This window comes from Micromonospora sp. IBHARD004 (assembly GCF_052814115.1).
In genome coordinates this window covers 1218022-1236974 of the sequence record NZ_CP199934.1, presented here as the reverse complement: position 1 = coordinate 1236974, position 18953 = coordinate 1218022, and the positions used below count along the sequence as shown (strand labels likewise).

The window sequence follows — 18953 nt, the reverse complement described above, 5'->3', positions numbered from 1 at the left end:
GCGTTCATGCTCTTGATCTAGGTTCGAGGTACTGATCACCGAGCCTCTGCTGAAGTTCATCCAGGTGCTGGCCTAGCGCATCTGTCGACGTCATCGTCTTCCCCCGTCGTGGATCGCGTTCAGGCTGGGCTGAAGTACCCCATTCGGGGCTGCTCCGGCCAGCCGATGAGAAGTCCACGGTCGAGAAGCGTGTTGGTGAGTTCGCAGCTCGTCTCAGGCAGCAGGCTGCAGACGTGGCATGCGGCGAGGTTCAGGCTGTCTGATCCCGTGGCCCCCGATTCCATGCACAGGGGGTCCGCCGAGCACCACCCTGCCCTCTTCAGCGCGGAGGCCAGTGTCCGGCGGAGCCGCTCTCGCTCGCCTTGGCGGACGACGCCGCCCAGGCTACCCGCGGAGTCACTGGTCGCCGTATAGATGAGCAGACCGGTCATGCTCTCGTCGGTGTAGAGGCGTTCGCGCATCGCGGAGGCGGAGTAGCCGGAGTCGAGGCTCCACTCATTGATCAATGCGTGCGCGAGTGTGTGGATCATGATCGAGTGGGCGGTGACCCGGGACCGTGGTGCAGGCTGCCCCGACGCCTCGGCACGTCGGGCGAGCAGCTTCTGGTGGTTTCTGGTGATCTTGTCCGTGCGTGCGCGGACCTCCGGCTGGGCCTCCCACGCGCGCAACCTCTCATCCGACAGCCGGAGGAACACGCCCTCACCCATCACCTCCATGGCGGGCAGCCAGTCCAGTTCGCCTGCGGCGAGTGCGGCGTTGCGGCTGGCCGGGTCGGCCCCGCTCGGCGGCTCGACGCGGGTGAAGGATTGCAGCACCCGTACCTCGCGCAGCCGCGTCACCAACATAACCTGAGCGATCTCGGGGAAGGGCGGGTCACCGTCGATGGGTCGACACTCGAAGTCGTCGCTCTCGTCGACGTCGTCGGTGGTGGGAGCGCACAGCTGTTCGTACTCTTCCGCCTTGAGGTCCATGTCGAGGTCGACCTCGTTGGACGCCCCGCGGGCCTCGAGCTGCTCGCGTCGTCGCACCGCGTCGATGAGGTGCCGGACCGTGATCCTGTCGCCGACCAGATGAGCCTTCTCCGCCTGGCGCGCGATGACCGCATCATCCTCGCCCCGCCACATCGCGAAGTGGGGATCGATCAGGTGCTGCAGTCTCGTGGACCATGGCGGGATGGCCAGTGAGGACCGCACCACTCCGAACCAGGCAGCCGACGAGCCTCGTTGCATCGTTCGGGGCGCCTTTGTGCAGCCGGCCGTCCGTTCCTCGCCGCGCAGCCACGGGCGTGCGCCGGAGCACCTGATGCCCAGCTTGCGCAGTTCACTGCGCCAGAATGCGCCCTGCATCGATGCCTTCCGGCCGCAGCCGCAGACTATTTCGATCGATCGAAGTGACGCTGTCCGACCCGAGGTGATCATCCGAAGGTCCTGTTTGCAGGGACCGACGTCCTGCGCGCCGCGGTGCACCCAGGCCCGGTACGGGAAGTCGTCCAGGTGGCCGTCCTCGCAGGCCAGCACGAACCGAGAGGGGATCAGGGTGCCGCCGCAGGCGCAGGTGGAACTCTTGCCTCCGAAACGGCCGTAGGGCTGCAACAACGTGCAGCGATGGCACGAGTAGTAGGTGGGGAAGCGTCGCAGCGCCGCTCCGTGGTACGGATTCTCCGCGGGTGGCAGGTACAGCTTGGAGACGCCTAGGGCGCGTTGGAGGCGAGGTTCGTGGGTCTGCTGAGCCTCGTTCACCTTCCATTCCTCGAGCCCCGCCACGATGTAGGAGGCCTCGTCGATGGGGATCATCGAGCCCACGCCGTAGGTGGTGATCATCTGGGCGCGGCGTGCCTTGCCGATCGCGGCGAGGGTGGGCGCGGTCGGCCGCGCCGGTCGCTGGAGCCTGGATCTTCCCGGCATGCTCATCGCCCCTCCCGGTTCAGCAGGTTGGTCTCGACATCCACGTCTCGAAGGCTGTTCATCGTCCGGAACGACCACGGCAGGTCGTCGTCCTCGAAGCTGCGCAGCAGCGCGGCGGAGTCCGGTCGACGCTTCGAGTCGCCCGCCCACTTGGCTTTCTGGTACACGAGATCGTTGTTCCAGTCGACGAGCTCCGTCCAACGGCCGACGATCTCGTCGAGATGCTCTTGGGTCGACTCCAGCTCATCGGGTGCGACCCGCTTCACCCGGTCCAGGATGCGCGCGGTGAGGTCCCGTAATTCGGGCATCAAGTCATCGAGACGACCGGCCCCGTCGTTCTCGCGCGCGTTTGGAATCGTCAGCCGAGCGGCCCCGATCAGGGCGGCATGCAGCGCGCGGTCGCGGGCCCGGGCGGAGAACGGTGTGACGCTCGTGGACTCCACCTGCCGGTACAGCGCCGAGTGGTAGGCGCGGAAGTTCTCGTAGTGCGAACGGTCACGCGAGCGCGCGGCGTTGTACAGCATGAGGACCAGGCCGGGGTAACGGCGGCCGACCCGGCTGGTCGCCTGGATGTACTCGGCGGTCGTCTGCGGTTGGCCGGTCACCGCCATGAGGCCGAGGCGGTCGACGTCCACGCCCACGGAGATCATGTTGGTGGCCAACACGACGTCGAACGCGTACTTGTCGGGGTGGCGCACGTCGAGCTGGCGGAGCCGGGAAGGGATTTCGCTCGCGGGGACGCGGCTGGTCAGCTCCGTGGTCTCCACCTCACGTGGGGTGTCGCCGGCGAGCAGCTTCAGCCGCCCGGCGACGTCGTCGTTGACCTGGAGTTCTGCCGCGGCCAGCAGCCGGAGGCTGCTGAAGTAGCCGACGAGTGTCCAGTACGTGTCGCGGACGTCGTCGGCGCCCTTGATCGTCGCGGCATGATGCAGCAGGGCGCCGTACGCCCGTACCAACAGGGTCGCCTGGCTGGTGCCGGGGGCGAACAGGCCGACGTACCGTCGCGAGGGTTTGCGCTGCGGGCTGGCTTCCACGGCGAACCAGGAGTCGCGGGCGTCGAGCCCGGACGGGGGGAACTGGTGGACGTCCCGGTCGAACAGCGCCTTGCCCTGCTCCCGGGCACGGTGGATCGTCGCCGTGGAGGCGATCACCTTGGGCCTGTCCGCGGCGATGTCCAGGGCCGTCTCGTAGAGCCCGACGAGCGTGCCGAGCGGGCCCGAGATGAGGTGCAGCTCGTCCTGGATGATGAGTTCGGGTGGCGGGGTGCCCTCTGGCGCGTTGCGCCGGTTGAACAGCGCAGCCGGGTCGGGCTTCCAGGTCATCTGAGCGAACTTGTCGACCGTGGCGATGATCAGCGTGGGTCGGTGCTGGTACACGGATTCGTCCACGAGGTGGACTGGCAGCCCGTCGCGGAACTCGCAGTCCGGATTGCCGCATGCCGCCACGAGCCGCTGCGTGCCGAGATCGACGCGATAGTGGAACACGTCGATCTCGATGCCGCACCACGGGCAGCGGCGCAGCTGCACGGGATTGTTCTCGCGCAGAGTCTCCCCGGCGCGGAGCTTCCTCAGCGCCGCCTCGGCGTCCTTCAGCGTGTTCGGAGTCGCGCTGGAACCGACCCACATGCCGATCGAGATCTCCTCACCGGGCAGATCCGGCTGGTCCCGACGGACGCGCTCCATGGCGCAGATCAGCGTGGCGGCGCGTTCGAACTGCTGCAGTGTCAGCAGGCGCAGCGTGTAGCGCATCAGGACGGTCACCCCGCCGCCGATTTCACCTCGACGGATTCTGCGCAGGAACACCGTGAAGGCGACGAGCCCGAGATACGCCTCGGTCTTGCCGCCGCCGGTGGGGAACCACAGCAGGTCGGCGACCTGCCTGTCCTCGTGGTCAGGGTCGGCGATACCCTCTAGGCAGAGCAGGATGAACCCGAGCTGAAACGGATACCAGCGGCCGGCACGCAGGTCCGCATCCGACCTGCTCTCGCGCATCATGATCGTGCGGGCCCGTTGGATCGCCATCGCCCTGTTGGCCAGCTTGAAGGCGCGCATAACGTCGGGATCGCGAGCGAGCAGATCGATGCCGCTAGCCATTCGAGCGTAGGCGGTGCGGCAAAGACGTACTTGGTCCATGGCGACCTTGCCGTAGGGCGCCGCCATGCCGGCCGCCTCCGCCTCGCGATCGTCCACCCACCTCCGGTAGCCGTCGGTCAGCCTGCGGAGCGTCTTCACCACCTGGCCGGGTTCGATCTCGGCGAGATCGATCATTTTCAGGCCGGAGACGTCGATCTCCGTGTTGGACTCGGAGAGCTGCACGTCGAAGGTCGGGGTGAAGGAGGAGTACACCTCGGCAACGGCTCGCCGGACGTCGGACGATCCTCGGGTCGTGGGTCCGCTCCATTCAGCCGCGCAACCGTGACCGATGGCGAATGTCGGTGCGTGACGATAGAGCATGCCCGAGACCAAGGTCTCGTCGTCATCGTCGATGGATGGGGCGAACTGTTCGACGATCGCCGGCTGGTCGGCGTCGGAGGCGACGCGGAGGCTGCACTGGAAGAAACACCCGGTGTCTCGCGGCGATGGTCCGTGAACGATGTGAACGTTGACCAGCGTCACCGTGACAGTGATGCTGCCGCGGTCCCAGTCCAACTCTCGGACGAGCGCACGGATCTCCAGCCCAGGGACGAGAGGTCGCGTGTGCCGGCCGGGCTGCGTGACGTCGATCGGAACCGGCGCAGCATCGATCGCGCGGCGTCGCCACCTGATCGATGACTGGTCAGTGGAGCGCGCGGCCTCCACCCCGGCTTCCACCGGATTGCCCGCCATGTCGATCGGTTCGTAGATCGCGGCTGCCACCGAGACCGTGAGGCTGCCGCATCGTGGGTCTACGGCGAAGGTCAGGCCCATCGTGGACGGGGTCTGCACATTGGCCATCGACACGCCGATGTCGGGCTGCTCGTCCCGGTCCAGTCGGGCAGCCGTCAGGTCGACGTCGGACTCGGCGGCGTCCTCGGCGGCGTCCTCGGGCTCGCGCTGCGGAAACAGCACTCCCGTCAGGTAGCTGCTCACCGGCCCGTCGGTCAGGATCTCGTCGGCTCCGCCCGCCGGGCCGAGCACATCGAGAACGAGCTGGTCGGTCAGGTCGTCCCTGAATTGGAAGTGCTCGTCGAAATCAACCATCGTCGGACTCCGCCTCCGCGTAGTGGAACCGGCTCAACCCGCTCAGCCGGGGTGTCAGCCAGACGCCGTGTTCTCCCAGACCGGCACGCCGCCCCGCGGCGGTGCTGCCGGTGACCGCCTCGACGTCGTCGATCCAGCAGTCGGAGATCGACGTGGGCCAGGCCGAGCGCGCGTCGATCGTCTTGCGCCCGTACATGTACCGGGCAAGGGCTTGTCGGAACAGCGGTGAGACGACCCCGATGGATCGGCCGCCGTGCTCGACGGTGTACGGCGGCACGGCCAAATAGTCGTCGACCCTCTTTGCACTGCGGATCAGCGTCACGGGATCGCCCGACTGCACCTTCGCCGCCAGATAGTCCTGCAACTCGACCGGGTCCGCCGTGAAGCCGACCGTGCCGGCGGGGAAGTCCTTGCTGACGTCGCCACCCTCCAACGCCATTCCGTGACGCCGCCCCCGATGGCGGAAGTGATAACGGCCCCAGCGGTCCCCGTTGGGTGGGCGCTTGGTGTACACCCCGCCCGACTTGGGAAGCGGTTCCAGCCGGAACAGATCGTCCCGGCATCGCGTCATGGCCATGTACAGCAGACGCGCCTCCTCCATCGGATCATCGTCGTCCCGGCGCCGGCGGTCGAGCACGAACACGCGGTCGTATTCGAGGCCCTTGGCCCGGTGCATCGAGGAGACCGTCACCGCATCCGGCGGCGATGTGATAGCCAACCTCGCCAGGCGTCCGCCCGCGAGCGCCGAACGGAGCCGACCGAGATCGATGCGGTCCGCACCCGTCCGGCTGACCGTCAGCAGCGCCTCCCACGCCGCGCCCAGCGACTCCCCGGTCAGGCCGGTGTGCTCTGCGAACGCGGCGAGGTCGGCGGTGAGGCCGGCGTGCCGGCGGAACAGGGTCGCCAGCCATCGTGGATTGGCATCGTCACCCGCACGGCGCTGAAGTCGATGCCCTACGCCGGCCCAGTGCAGCTCGGCCGACACCTCCAGGGCCTGACCGTTGTCCCGGCACAGGATCGCGCAGCTGCCATCCAGGTACGCGAAGCCGCCGAGGATGTCATCCAGCTGCCCTGCGCTGGGCGCACCGAGGAACTCGTCCCGTATCCGCCGCGGGATGTCGGCCGCGGACGCGCCGCTCGGCGTGCGGAGCGCCTCGCCGCACGCGAGGAGCCCGGGCGGACGTGGCGTACGTGCTCGGAAGTCCTGGGTCAGCGCGAGTTCCACGAGGTCACCGGCGTACCTGCCGCGTACCCACGAGAAGATGTCCGGCTCACCGCCGCGTTCGCGGACCTGGAATCCGTAGATGGCCTGAGCCGGGTCGCCGACCATGGTAAAGCCGCAGTCCACCGACGTCAGCAGTGCCTCGACAAGCTCTCGACGGACGCCGACGAGGTCCTGCACCTCGTCCAGGAGCACATGCCGGAGTGAGGCGGTGTACGCCTCGGCGTGCCCGTCGAGGACGGCGCCGGTCGCCTCGCGAATCCGTTCGTCGAAGGACAGCTGGTGCCAATCCTGGTCCGCGTAGGTCTGGTTCAGCAGATCCAGGGCCCAGGCGTCGAAAGTGCGGGCGGTCACGAACCGGCCGCGTCCGGTGGAAGCCGCGGTCCTCGCCGCGAGTTCACGCACCGCGGCTCGCGAGAACGAGAGCATCAGCACCTCGTCGGCGGACAACTCCTCGTCGAGCAGGTGGTCGAGGCGGCGGACCAGCGTGTACGTCTTCCCCGTACCCGCTGGCGCGATGACGAGGGTGCGCGAGTCAGCGGGGCGGGCCGCGGCCAGGGCCTGCTCCGGCGTCGGGCGGTCGTCGACGGCGGCCGGTGCGTTCACGACGCGCTCCACATCCTCTCGAACTCGGTGAAGGCGAGCTCCTCGCCGTAGTTGACGATGTTGTCGCGTACGTTGAGGATCAGGCACCGGTCGGTCCCACCATTGGCGCGGCCGCGCAGGCCGCGGCCGATCATCTGCTGGTACACGTTGGGGCTGTACGTCGGTCGGGCGACGACGACGGCGCGCGTGGCGGGCGCGTCGAAGCCCTGGTGCAGCACGCCGTAGTTGGTGAGAATGCGAATCCGACCCCGGCCGAACTGTTCGATGATCCGCCGCCGACGTGCCGGTGGCGTCTGCGAGTCGACAGCGGCGGCGCTGACGCCGTGGTCGTCGAGGACGGCGGCGAGGAACCGCGCGTGGTTGACCGAGGTCGCAAACACCAGGACCGGCCAGTCCGGATCCAGGTCGAGCAGCGCCTTGATCAGGGCCTCGTTCCGCGCCTGGTCATCGGCGAGCCGCCGTTCCGCCTCCGGCGGCAGCGTGCCGCCGCGCAGTTGGGACATCCGAGATACCTCGGATTCGGTGAGCGTCAGCTCGCCTCCCTCGAGGACGCGGTGGTCGACGCGGGCGAGGATTCGCTTGTCCTGCAGCGTCCGGTACACGTCGTCGCCGAACACGTCCTTGTCCAGCCGCGTGTTGCCATACCTGCTGACCAGGCGGCTCGTCTCCGCGCTGTTCTTCCCCCGGAACGGCGTCGCGGTGAGTCCGATGAGCGGGCGGGCCGTGCGGTACTGGGTCAGCCCGAGTTGCTCCAACAACCGGGTATAGCTCTTCGTGGTGGACCCGTGCGCCTCGTCGACGATTACCAGTGCGGGTTCACGCAGCCAGGCGTAAGCCGGCTTGTCGAGGTTGTATGTGAGCTTGTCGTCGGTGGCGATGACAAGGTGCGGATTATCCGTGACCGGGCCCGCGTCGCGGGTGCTCCAGAATCTGCTGATGGTCAACCGGGTCTGCCCCACGCCGGCCTTCTCCCAGACGTAACGCCAGCTCTGCACCGCCTGCTCGCACAGCTCCTCGGATTGGGCAATCCACAGGATTGGTCCGCCAGGACCCTCTGAACCGTATTCCTTGAGGTACCGGATGACCGCCTCGACGGCGATGCGGGTCTTGCCTGCACCGGTCGGCAGACTGAGCATCGCCCGCGTCTGGGTCTCCTGCATCAGCAGCCGATGCATCCGTCCGGCCAGCTTCTCCTGATAGTCGTGGAGTGGGAAGTGGGGCGTGGGGCCGGCGACGTGCTCGGTCTCCAGCGGCTGCTCCTCCCGCACGCCCCCGAAGGCGTCGGGCAGGCGCAGATCGGCGACAACGCTCAGGGACTTCCGGTCGCCAGTGAAGCCGACTGCGAGCGCCTCGTGGGTTTTCCCGAGATCCTCCCGGTGGTGCCGCAGGATGCCGTCACGGTGCGCATGTAGCGCCAACTCGGCGATGCGACGATCGTCGACGGGCGCACTCGTCCGTGCCGTCTCCCAGGCGAGCAGCCCTTCCGGCAGCCCGCGACGCAGCCGCTCCGCGCCGATCAGCAGGAGGACCTTGTCCACAATGTTCCTTGTGGCGCGGACCTGCTTGAGCACCTCTTCGTTCTTGGCCTCCTCGCTGCGGGCGAGAACGCTCTCAATCTCCTGCGGGGACAGGCCTAGGTCGAGTTCCCGAGTGATGGCCTGCAGGATCGACCGTTTGTCCGTCGTATGGCGAACGTAGACCACGCCGTCCCGTGCCGCGACGTCCAACGGGCTGGTTCGGATGCCGTTCGGTGTGCGCTTTACCTCCTCCAGTTCACTGCACTGCACGAAGGCCCACCCGTCGGCCTTTCGGCCGCGCAGGACTCTGAGGTGGGGGTACTCCGTGACGACCGCAACGGGTTCCGTCTCCTCGACCTTGCGCAGCTCGGTACTGACCGTCTCGGCGTACCGCCGCATGCCCCAGTGCTGCACCATCGCGTCGACGTCGGCCGCAGTCGGCGCCAGCAGCGCGGGAATGGTCTCCAGCACCAGTGAGTCGTATTCCTCCCGACTCGACGCGACGCAGATCTGGTCGTCGGGCCGGGTGCCCCAGTTGTCGCCGATCCGGCAGCGGGTGTCGCCACCGGGCCAGTCGGCCCCCGACCTCAACACCAGCGCGTAGGCCATGCCCGGCACGGCGTCGTCCTCGGTGACGGCAACGGTCTGCACCAGGTGCTGCCAGAGGTGGCCGGGAATCTGGCCGATGGTCGTGGGCAGCCCGAGCACGTCGGCGATGCCGCGGTCGATCAGCGCGACCGGCAGTACGCCGCGGTACTCGTTCAGCGAGGGACTGACGGCGAGGTCCATCGAGACGACGCCCTGACTGGTCTGCAGCATTCCGTGCCGACGGACCATCCACACCAGGGGCGAGTCGACTTGCTGCGTCAGCCGGCCGGCTCGAGCGCTCCAGTCGCGCACCAGCCGGTCGGCCGGGAGGTTCTTGATGAACAGATGCTTCGCCTCGGCGCTGAGGGTGGCCAGCACGCCGAGCGGTCCGGGCGGGTTGGTGCCACCGACGACGAGGCTACTCAGCCTAGGGTGGGGCACTCCGGCCGGGAGCAGCGCACACATTGCCTTAAGAGAAGCGACACGGTACTCGTCGAACCACGCCGGGCCATGCGGATCGATGTCGGGCACCGGCACGTCCGACATGCCGAGCGCCTCAAGTACTGGTCGGTCGGCGGAATGCACTCGCAGGTCCACTGCGACATCCCGGTCGCGGCTGCCGTCGGAAGGCACCACCCGTCCGGGAAGCAGGCAGTCGATGGGGCGGCGGTAGCTGCCGCCGACTGTACGGACGCGCAGGTCGTGCGACCAGTCGGCGGTTGACTTCGTGATCACCTCTGCGGCCTGGTGCGGTGTCACCCGACGGCACAGCCTCCAGAAGTCCTCCCACTCCTGCTCCTGGTAGTGGGTGAAACCCTTGTCTAGGACGGCGGTGAGCCGCCCTACAGGGGTGGCCTCGTGCACGCCCAACGTGTCCAGTGCGCTGCGCAGCCCGATCACGTCGGTCACTCGCGGATCGACGTAGACGAGGTCGTCGGTCAGCTCGTCCTGTCCACTGCGTTGGAAGACCTCGGTGGTGCCGACAGCCATCATGCCGTGCGACTCGGTGAGCAGGATCCGCGCGCTGCGGGCGCTGTTCGCTTGCTCGTGGTTGCCGCGGACCATCGCGGCGGCGATCTGGACGGCGCGGGCGGACGCCTCGGCGCTGCCGTCCGACACGAGCGCCTCCAGCCACTCCCGGGCGGTCGCCCCGCGACGTCCGGCACCGTCGAAGATGAGTCGTGCCTTCGCGCGACGTTCCCTGCTCTCGATCGACTTGTGCGTCCAGTCGACCGGCCTACCGGGATGGCCTGCCCAGAGTTTCAGCCACTCGTCCGACATGTTCTCCGGTGGCATCTGCAGCTCGGCGGGTCGGCGGAGTTCGCCGTTCTGGTCCGGCAGTGAGGGCAGCGACGCCGCGGTCGTCCACACCGCCTTGGTCAACCGCTCGTCTGCCCACTGCGGAGCCTCGGCGCCACGGCCGGGCAGCAGCATCAGATAGGAGCCCGGGTCGCCCGGATCGACGAGCTCCGGCATTGACTCCACCACGAGTCGGGCGGCCTGCTCGATCAGTTCGTCGTTGAAGGCGTTGCGATCGAAGAGATTCTGCCGGTCCTCGCTCGTCTTCCACGGAGCGTTGAGTAGACCCCGCAGCGTCGTGGCGTAGTTGGTGGGGAAGTAGGCCCAGAACGCGCCCCGATCGCCGGTTCCTCGGAGCGGCACCGCCCAGGCAATGTCGATCTCGGGACGGTCGTGCAGCTCTCCCGCGCCGGCCAGCGCCGTCTGCGACGGGGTGTGCGTACGACGGAAGACGTTCCACTGGGTCGTGGACTCTGTGCCGCCGACGCCGAAGGCCTGCAGGGTATGCAATGTGTCAGTCGACTTGACGAACAGTTCGCGGATCACCGCTCGCGGGCCGGACCGGTCCTCCAGGCACAGCGAAGAGACGTGGGGCGAGAACAGTTGGAATTCCGAGGGGAAGTTCCTGAGGTCCAAGCTCAACCGCGCGGCACTGCCGGGCAGGAGGGGCATCCGCACCACGGTGACCGCCCACTCCAGTAATTCGGCGAGCAGTAGGTCCTGCACGGCGGCCCGCTCGGTGTCGATGAGGCGGGCCATTCTCAGCACGGGTATGTCGGTCGCGTTCGGCGCGACCGCACGGATGGCCTGCTCGGCCCACTCCCGGTCGAAGCCGAAGGAGCCGGTCGTACTGAAGAATTCAGGGGTGTCGCTGACGCTGAGGACGGATTTGACACCTACGCCGAAGCGACCGATCTGACCGCCACGCTTGCGGGAGACGCTCATCCGGAGGATCGTGTCCGCGCCCTCCGGGGTCATCGGATTCCCAGTGTTGGCGCAGTAGAGGAACCGGTCCGTGAGAATGACCCGGATTTCGCCGTTCTCCAGGCCGCGCATCTCGTCGGCGCCGTTCTGGACCAGCTCGTAGACCTGGCGCTCGCCGTAGCCTCCCTGATTGATGCGCCGCTCACCGTTGGCGTGCTCCTGGATCAGGCCCGGATCGATGCGGTACGTCTCCAGGACGCGTTGCGACTGCTCCTCGACGACCTGTCGCACCGATCTATCAGATACGTCCGCGTCAAAGGCCATCTCATTCCTGCCCGATGCTGGTTTGTCGCTCTCCTCAGGTAGCAGGACGGTTGGGAGAGACGATTCTGTGGGCGTCATCTTTTCGCCTATGCAGAGAGTCGGTGAGTGGACAGGTGGGCCAGTACCGCTTGGTTAGCTTCCCAACCGTCAGGGAACTTGACCGGAACGTTGAGGTGCACCGGCTCTGCCGAGGGGTGGGCGTCCAGCAGCTCCGCAATCCCCGCCCGGGTCACCACGATGCAGGCCTGCCGGTGCCGTGACGTGAGCACGCAAAGCCGCCCCGACTCCAGGTGGAACGCCGTCGCGTCCCGCCGCCCCGACAGCGGGTGCAGCACAATCGTCACGTCGTACTCCCGCCCCTGGAGCCGGTTGGCGGTGTCGACGGTGATGCCTGCGGCGGCCTCGCCGAGCTGCGCGCGGATGGCCGCCACCTGGTCGCGGTGCGCGGCCCCGATCGCGATCCGGTCCGCGGTGACCGACGCGCCGCCCGGTTCACGTTCCGAGACCGCGACCGCTCCCCGCTCCAGCACCCGGCGTGCCAGGGCTGCGCACGCCGCGGCCGCCTCCGCGTCGGTCCGCAGCGTGTGCCGGGCCGGCAGCTCATACAGCGCCCACCCGGTCGCCGCCGCCGTCTCCACGGCAGCGTCGATCGGCCCATGCCCGAACCCGGCCGTGGTGAACGACAGCGACCGCTCGCCAGCGGTCGTGCCGGCCTGGAACCCGGTAAAGGGGTAGAACGCCTGGGCCACCAACGGCGCCGCCGAGGGAGGCAGTCGCCACGACACCGGCAGCCGATGCACCGGCAGGTCGGGGTTGTGCCGCAGCAGCGCCACCACCGCGGACTGCATCGGGTCCCAGGTCAGCCCGGTCCACCGCTCGGTGTCGACGGTGGAGAACGGGTCGAGTTGGCCCGGGTCACCGACGAACAGGGCCCGCTCGAACCGGCTCGCCACGCGCAGCAGGGCGTCCGACCGCATCTGGTACGCCTCGTCGACGATCGCCCAGGGCCAGCAGCCCTCGGACACCATGGCCCACTTCGCGGCCGTACCGATGATGACGGACGGACCACCGAGGTCGGCGACCTTGGCGGCGACCCGGACCGTGGCGTACTGCTTAATCCGCTCGGACGCCGCGTATTCGGTGGCCGAAAGCCGCCCGATGTGCAGCTCCGGCGCCTTCCGCGCGAGTCGGTCGATCAGGTCGTCGACCTGTTCGTTGGTCTGCGCGATCACGATCAGCGGCTCGCCGGCGCGGGCCAGCTCGACGGCGGCGCGGACGACGAGGGTCGACTTGCCGGCCCCAGGCGGCGAGTCGACCACGACGCCGCGGTGCAGACCGGAACGCAGGTCGGCCAGCACCTCGGTGATGACGCGCTCGGCCTGAACCGACGGCGAGTCCGCCGGCGCGTCCGGGAGAAGCAGGGTGGTCATGGTGCTCACCGCCGTGCCGGCATGTCGTAGTCGAACTGCCGCAATCGGTGCCGGGCGATGTCGAGCTCGTCGAGCGTGAAGAGCGACTCGTACTCCGGCTTGGCCACCAGCGCCTCCACCGTCAGGTCGAGCCGCCCGCGCTCCCACAGCGCCGCGAACCCGTCGGACACCACAGGGCTGGCGAGCAGCTTCTTGGCGGTGGCGAGCCCACCGTGCTCGGCGATCATGCCGAGGAAGTAGGTGGCGTTGTAGCCGGCCTCGCGCCGCGCCGCCTCGTACACCCCTCGCATCGCCCGCTCGAAGTCCGCGCCCGTCCCCTGGTCGCCGCCGGACTGGGCGGGTACGACCGGCGCGGTCTGCGAGCCGTTGGCGGTCTCGCCGCCGGCATCCGTTTCCTCGCCGAGCGGCTCACCGTCGGCGTCGGCGAGCCCCGCTGCCTGCTCATTGCGCCGGGCTACGTAACCCCGCAGGGCGTCGACCGAGGTGAAGACCTCGTAGCCAAGCTCCTCCATCCGGGCCAGCTCCGGGTTGGTGTCCAGTTCCAGCACGACCGGGTTACCCAGCCCCGGCTGCAGCCCGTCCGGCCAGTACGCCTCCGCCACGCCCAGCACTCGACCGGTGGCGGGGTCGGCGATTTCGCTGTCGAGGGCGGGCTCGGCGCAACCCGCGGCGACGAGCTCCTCGACGAGGGCCTTCACCTGCCCGGCGCGGACGTCGTCGGCCTCCTCCTCGGTGACCACGACCACCGGTCGCAGCGGCTCGGCGGCGGGCTTGGTGCCGTCCCGGAGGCCGGCGAGGAATCCGTTGGCGGCGTTGGCCAGCAGTTCCCGGCGGGCGGCGAGGAAATCCAGGTACCGGTCGGGCCGCCACAGCTGCGGGTCGGTCGGGATCCACTGGGATTCGAGCGCGCCCGGGTGCTTCTGCTGGGTCTCGGCGAAGTAGTCCTCCGGCGGCCGCTTGCCGATCGCGAGGTTGGTCTGCTGGGTCAGGAAGGAAAAGTTGGCGACGGCGTTGACCTCGGACCGGCCGTAGCCGTGCTTGTAGAGCAGCGCCTTGGGGAAGATGTGGTGCACCTGCAGCGAGGTGAGGTGGCCCAGCATCTCGCTCTTGAGCTCCAGGCCGGAGCCGAAGTCGCGGGCGCCGAGCACCCGGGTGAGCAGGTAGAGCAGCGGGTAGAAGCGCGAGCCACGGCCGAAGCCCTCGAAGTCCTGACCATCGATCACCAGGTTGCCGCCGCGCCAGCGGGTCAGGCTGGTGACCAGGCCGTCGATGCCGCTGCGGGCGACCGTCTCGTAGTCCTGGGTCAGGATCGTCTCGGTGGAGCCGGCGAAGCGGCCCCACAGCGCCGCGTGGATGTACCAGAAGAGCATCCGGTCTCGCTGGGTGGCGTCGGCGAACGTGCCGCCGTTGAGGTGCAGGAAGCGGGAGACCACCGGGAAGGCGTAGCGGCCCATCAACACCCGGTCGTGGTCCAGACCGAGCCGCCCGGAGACCACGTCGAGGAAGCCGCTGATGTAGCGCTCACTCGAGGTCAGCGCCTGCGCGAAGTCGGTCGAGCCAACCCCTTCCAGGAACTCGAACTGGGCCCGGCCCGTCGCTACCGCATTGACGTTCCGCAGCAGCCAATCAAGGTTGAACTGGAATCCGGCCGTCGACCAGGTGCCCAGGTGCTTGCGCATCGTCGAGCGAGCCTCGGGCCAGTCGGCGCAGATCTTCGCCAGCGCCAGGTCGCCCTTGGACAGCTTGGTGCCGCCCGAGTTGACCCGGTTGAAGATGTCGACGACGACGTCGACACCCTTGTCCGCGCCGGTGATCTTCTCCTGGTGGAACTCGCGCTCGAGGATGTTCCTCAGCCGGATGAGCCGACCCATGTACGTCGCAAAGTGCGGCATGGTGGCCGGGTGCGCCGTGAGGTTCCCGATCTGCGGTTCGATGCCGTCGATGAAAAGCTCGGTCACGTCGACCCAGGTCGGGTCGTCCCTCATCTTCGCCGGCGCGTAGAACTCGAAGGTCTCCTCCTCGACATTGAACCGCAGGCCGGTGAAGGCGGCCGGGTCACCCTCGAAGAAGGCCGGCGGCTTTCCGCGGACCACCCCGTAGAGGGAGGTGATCCGCTGCTGCCCGTCGAGGAGCAGCAGCTTCACCCCGCCGCCGACGTGGTCGCTGCCCCGGACCGAGCCGTGGTCGGCTTCCGTCTCCCACACCAGCAGCCCGCCGACGGGGAAGCCGAGGTAGAGCGAGCGCATCAGGCCGCGTACCTGATCCCGGTTCCACACGTAGCCCCGCTGGAACTCCGGCAGCAGCACGGTGCCGGAGTCGATCTGGTCGAGGATCGTGCCCAACTTGCTCATGTCAGTTCCCCCACGGATCTGAGCGCTTGGTCATCGGGTGCTGGTGCGGCGGATCGGAGTAGATCATGACCACTCCTCACGGGCGTCCTCGGCGGTCGGCGCGCTGTCCTCGTACGGCGCCGGCGGGCCACCGTGGGTCCACGGCGTCTCCTCCCGAGACGGGAAGGCACCCGGCGGCATGAAGGAGTCGCTGAGCGTGGTGTAGCAGATCCGCTTCCCCACCTCCGGCACAGTGCCGGGGGCCGGGGTGAGCGAGCGCCCCATCCCGCCCGTCAGCTCCAACACGACCGCGGTCGTACCGTCGTCCCGCGGCGACACCGACATCACCCGCGCCTTCTGCCCATTGGGTTGTTCGGGCGAGAACAGCGTCGTGCCCGGCGTGACCAGCACCGGGTCGGTGGTGGTCACCGCGATCCAGGGCCGCAGCGCGCGCCGCTTTCCGCTGGTGTCGATCCGCGTCGGGTGGGCGGCGGTCACGTCGCCGACGAACGCCTCGCCGGTGAGCCGGTAGTCGGCCATCACCATCGGGTCGTCGTAGGCGCGCTGCACGTCGTACGAGGTCAGCGCCCGCTCCATGCGGTGCAGCTTCCTGGCCGCGGCGACCGCTCCGTCGCGGCGGGGCTGCGGGAATCCGCCCTCGTCGAGATGCTCGGTGAAGTTGGTGAAGGCGTCCCGGTCCTCCGCCCAGCGTTTGGGCACGTGCGCTCCGGCGGGCAGATCCCGCAGCAGCGAGATCGCCTGCCACATCAGCCGCCAGGTCGGCTCGAGCTGCGAGCGCAGGATGTCCTCCAGCTCGTCGCGACGCCGGGCCACCTGCGAGTCGGTGGCCACGGCCCGGTCGTACGCGGCCATGGCCGGGGCCAGCACCTCGTTGTCGAAGGTCGGGTCGGTGGCCGGACCAGCGGGTGGCCAGGTCACCGGATCCTCGGCCGCGGCGGCCGCTTCGGCGCCCGTCATGCCCGGCGAGGGCGTGATCCAGGCCAGGAGTGCGGCCAGCTGCGCGTCCTCGAGCGGGCTCTGCCCGGTGGCCCAGTGCATCGAGAGCGCCTGGGTCATCGCCACCAGCGCCGACGAGCCCGGGTGCTCGGCGCGCTCGAAGAAGTACGTCAGCCAGCGGCCGAGCAGCGGCACCGACGGATCCACCGGGTAGTCGCCGTCGGTGCGGCGGAACCGGGTGGACCGGCCGAAGAGCCGGGTGAAGCCGACCCCGCCTGGGTTGGGAACGAGCAACTGCGGCGCGTCGGCGTACCGGTGGCGGGTGTCCTTGCCCTTGTTCGTCGGCACCGCTTCGACGTCGCTGCGGAAGCTGTCGATGTAGGAAACAACAACGCCCGCCAGCTTGGCGGCGAACGCGAACCGTTGGTCGCGGTTCCGGGGCTGCGGCACGATCAGCAAGGTCGGATCGTGCCGGTCGTCGCCCACCATCGCGGCGAGCGGCGCGTTGGCCTCGCCCGCCATGGTGAGCGGGATGAAGACCAGGGGCCGGTCGGCGACGTGCAGGTGACGGACCGTGGTGATCCGCTGGGCGATGCCCTCGACCACGGCCTCTGCCCTTGCCAACGTGGTCAGGGTGCTCATCCGGCCACCCCGCTCATCAGCTCGGCCCGCAGCCGCGCGGCGGCGCGCAGCAGTTCGGCGGCTTCCTGCTGGTCCTCCGCGGGCGCGAGCTGGTTGCGCGCGATGGCCAGCGCCGTTTCCACCCGCTCGATGCCGCCCATCTCGTCCCGAGCGGACTTGCCCAGCGCCGCCGTGCAGCCGCGCGCCTCGTGCCGGCAGAAGTACGCCAGCTCACAGCTGGCCAGACACTCCGGCGCGTACCGGGCTTCGACGGCCTCAAGGGCGGCGACCAGCGAGGCCGGCGAGCGGGTGGGCACCCCTTTGTCGTCGGGCGCGAAGTCGAAGCTGAGAGTGGCCGGCAGGTCGGCCAGCAGCGCGTCGATCCGCGTCATCCGGGACAGCTGCCGACGCAGCACGGCGAGCTGCTTGCGGACGTCGATCCGGACCGCCATCGGCTGGTTGGAGAAGTCGCGAGGGCAGACCAGCACGACGTCATGCGAGACGCTCTCCGGGTCGTATCCGGTCTCGCCGAGCAGCTCGCGCATGGCCAGCACGTAGACCGCGGCCTGGATGGCGGCGGCTGCCACCTTGCCGGAGTCGGCCTGCCCGTCGATGACCGCGAAGGACTTGATCTCCACCACGTGGAACTGCCCGTCGTGCTGGAACGCGATCAGGTCCGGCTCCAGGTAGGCCTGCTGGCCGGCGACCTCGAGCCGCAGCAGCGGGTGGTCGAAGAGTGTGCCGGCCCCTTCGGCCTGGGCGGCGGCGCGGGCGAGCAGGGCGCGCGACCGGGCGTACCGGAGGTCCTGGCTCTTTTCGTGGCCGGCGACCGACTCCAGGTCGTCGTAGGAGACCTCGGGGATTTCAAGGTCGAGCCGCTCCCGCAGCAGCCGCAGCAGCTCGGCGCAGCCGTTGGCTTTGACCTGTGCCTCGAAGGTGTTGCCGCGGGTGATGGCGAACTGCGACTGGCCGAAGCGGGCCGGGTAGTCGATGTAGGCGGCCAGTCGCTGCTTGTCCACGCCGGCGCAGTCGAGCACCGCCCGGCGGGCGCAGCCCGGGTTCGTGGTCAGGGCGGCGATGGTCCGGGCGTTGTGCCGGTTCGCGCCGCCCCCACCTCGAATCGTTGCCAGGCGCTGGCCAACGTCGGTCATGCCGTCCCCCTGAGTACGCGCAGTTTGCTGCCGAAGAGCTGCTCGGCCTCGTCCATTTGTCGGCGACCGCGCTCGGCCGCCGCTTCCCGCTGCGACCGGTCTGCGTCGGCGTGCACCTCGAGCTCGGCCTGCGCGGCCATGATGACGATGGCGTGGTCCACGGACTCGTACCCGTCGGCGGCGCCGGGGATGGTGGACGCAAACCGCCGGAGGAGGCGAACGACGCCGAGGTTCTCCTTCGACATCCGCGAGGCATGCTCGGCGACCTTGATGGCGGCGGTCAGGAAGTCAACACGGGGGCTCAGCGGCCCGATGATGCGCCGCTCGAGCGGCCACGTGGAGACCGCGAGCAGGCCGCGGGCCGGCGCCAGGTGATCGGCGGTCAGGGCTGAGCAGAGGTAGTACGGGCGGGAGTGCCGTGCGGTGCGGAAAGAGCGCTCCTCGTCGCGGCGCAGGTGGGTCAGCTTGCCGGCAGCAAGCCCGGGGGACGCCGAACCGAAGAACGCGTTGTGCACCTCGGCAATCAGCTTCGGTGCGGCAGGGGCCGACAGCAGGGTGAGGGCATGGTGGACCTGTTCACGCACCGACACCAGCGGGGCGTCGTGTTCTGACGGCGGAGCTTCGACCTCGGCATCGTCGGCGAGGTCGGTGAGGGCCTGCTCCCAGGCGCGCTCGGCGCCTCGCAGCTCGGCGCGCAGCGCCCGGGCTCGAGGCTGGTCGCGCGCGATGACGGCCCGGCGGACCGCCGCTCGGAGGTCGTCAATCCGACGCTCCAGGTTCTCTATGGACTCAGCCACGAGAGGCATGGTACAAGTTCCAGTGTTTCCCAGCAATCCCCCGTCTTCGGGATTGTTGCCGTGGGGAAACGATACCTACCGTGACGCCTGGAAAGGAGAGCCAT

Annotated in this window: 9 protein-coding genes; all 9 read right to left on the bottom strand. The window is 68.9% G+C overall.

The annotated features are described in order from the left end of the window. Positions 1–119: 119 nt before the first annotated feature. The 9 genes from drmB to ACTWO6_RS06015 all read right to left on the bottom strand — a co-directional run bounded on the left by drmB (position 120) and on the right by ACTWO6_RS06015 (position 18849). Positions 120–1910 carry a DrmB family protein gene (gene drmB / locus ACTWO6_RS06055; protein WP_446218664.1) on the bottom strand — a complete coding sequence of 597 codons (1791 nt, stop codon included), beginning with the start codon at positions 1908–1910 and terminating at the stop codon, positions 120–122. Next, a complete protein-coding gene (locus ACTWO6_RS06050; RefSeq protein ID WP_446218663.1) occupies positions 1907–5083 on the bottom strand; it encodes a helicase-related protein in 3177 nt (1058 codons plus the stop codon). The genes drmB and ACTWO6_RS06050 overlap by 4 nt, the downstream gene beginning before the upstream one ends. Further along, on the bottom strand, positions 5076–6911 hold the full coding sequence (locus ACTWO6_RS06045) for a UvrD-helicase domain-containing protein (RefSeq protein ID WP_446218662.1): 1836 nt from the start codon (positions 6909–6911) through the stop codon (positions 5076–5078). Before ACTWO6_RS06045 ends, ACTWO6_RS06050 begins: the two co-directional genes overlap by 8 nt. Continuing rightward, complete coding sequence (locus tag ACTWO6_RS06040) at positions 6908–11530, bottom strand: DEAD/DEAH box helicase family protein (RefSeq protein WP_446218661.1); 4623 nt, start codon at positions 11528–11530, stop codon at positions 6908–6910. Before ACTWO6_RS06040 ends, ACTWO6_RS06045 begins: the two co-directional genes overlap by 4 nt. A gap of 119 nt (positions 11531–11649) precedes the next feature. Beyond that, positions 11650–12993, bottom strand: a complete 1344-nt coding sequence (locus ACTWO6_RS06035) for an AAA domain-containing protein (RefSeq protein WP_446218660.1) — start codon at positions 12991–12993, stop codon at positions 11650–11652. Positions 12994–12998: 5 nt separating this feature from the next. Beyond that, positions 12999–15344, bottom strand: a complete 2346-nt coding sequence (locus tag ACTWO6_RS06030; RefSeq protein ID WP_446218659.1) for a GmrSD restriction endonuclease domain-containing protein — start codon at positions 15342–15344, stop codon at positions 12999–13001. A gap of 63 nt (positions 15345–15407) precedes the next feature. After that, complete coding sequence (locus ACTWO6_RS06025; protein WP_446218658.1) at positions 15408–16922, bottom strand: hypothetical protein; 1515 nt, start codon at positions 16920–16922, stop codon at positions 15408–15410. Beyond that, entirely contained in the window at positions 16919–18052 is a 1134-nt protein-coding gene (locus tag ACTWO6_RS06020; protein WP_446218657.1) for a hypothetical protein, read from the bottom strand. Before ACTWO6_RS06020 ends, ACTWO6_RS06025 begins: the two co-directional genes overlap by 4 nt. After that, on the bottom strand, positions 18049–18849 hold the full coding sequence (locus tag ACTWO6_RS06015; protein ID WP_446218656.1) for a hypothetical protein: 801 nt from the start codon (positions 18847–18849) through the stop codon (positions 18049–18051). The genes ACTWO6_RS06020 and ACTWO6_RS06015 overlap by 4 nt, the downstream gene beginning before the upstream one ends. Positions 18850–18953 lie beyond the last annotated feature (104 nt).

Excerpts from the sequence above, each read along its gene's own strand:
- drmB (WP_446218664.1), bottom strand. The coding sequence starts at position 1,910 with ATGAGCATGCCGGGAAGATCCAGGCTCCAGCGACCGGCGCGGCCGACC.
- ACTWO6_RS06050 (WP_446218663.1), bottom strand. The coding sequence starts at position 5,083 with ATGGTTGATTTCGACGAGCACTTCCAATTCAGGGACGACCTGACCGAC.
- ACTWO6_RS06035 (WP_446218660.1), bottom strand. The coding sequence starts at position 12,993 with ATGACCACCCTGCTTCTCCCGGACGCGCCGGCGGACTCGCCGTCGGTT.
- ACTWO6_RS06030 (WP_446218659.1), bottom strand. The coding sequence starts at position 15,344 with ATGAGCAAGTTGGGCACGATCCTCGACCAGATCGACTCCGGCACCGTG.
- ACTWO6_RS06025 (WP_446218658.1), bottom strand. The coding sequence starts at position 16,922 with ATGAGCACCCTGACCACGTTGGCAAGGGCAGAGGCCGTGGTCGAGGGC.
- ACTWO6_RS06020 (WP_446218657.1), bottom strand. The coding sequence starts at position 18,052 with ATGACCGACGTTGGCCAGCGCCTGGCAACGATTCGAGGTGGGGGCGGC.